This is a genomic window from Pseudomonas viridiflava, assembly GCF_900602065.1.
Taxonomy (GTDB): Bacteria; Pseudomonadota; Gammaproteobacteria; order Pseudomonadales; family Pseudomonadaceae; genus Aquipseudomonas.
This window is the reverse complement of record NZ_UWFN01000114.1, coordinates 1-344: the sequence shown is the minus strand read 5'-3', so window position 1 is coordinate 344 and position 344 is coordinate 1. Positions and strand designations below refer to the sequence as shown.

At 62.2% G+C, this 344-nt stretch carries 1 protein-coding gene; it reads left to right on the top strand.

What is annotated here, in order from left to right:
* A partial coding sequence (locus tag EE949_RS05215) for a cation:dicarboxylate symporter family transporter (RefSeq protein ID WP_164666700.1) occupies window positions 1-344 on the top strand: 344 nt, incomplete at both ends.

Below are 344 nucleotides of genomic sequence, written 5' to 3'. Positions count from 1 at the left end.
CAGTCGTCGGGATGGTGCTGCCAACCGGTTACACGTTCAATTCGGACGGTACCTGCATTTACCTCACCATGGCGGCGATCTTCGTGGCTCAGGCCACCAACACGCCGCTGACCCTGGCGGATCAACTGGTCGTGCCTGGAGTGCTGTTACTGACCTCGAAAGGATCGGCGGGTGTGGCCGGGGCGGGCTTCGTGACGCTGGCCGCGACGCTGTCGGTGATCCCGGAAATTCCGTTGGTCGGTCTGGTACTGCTGCTGGGCGTCGCCCGCTTTCTGAACGAGGCGCGTGCAGTTACCAATCTGATCGGTAACGGCATCGGCACCATCGCCATTGCCAAGTGGGAC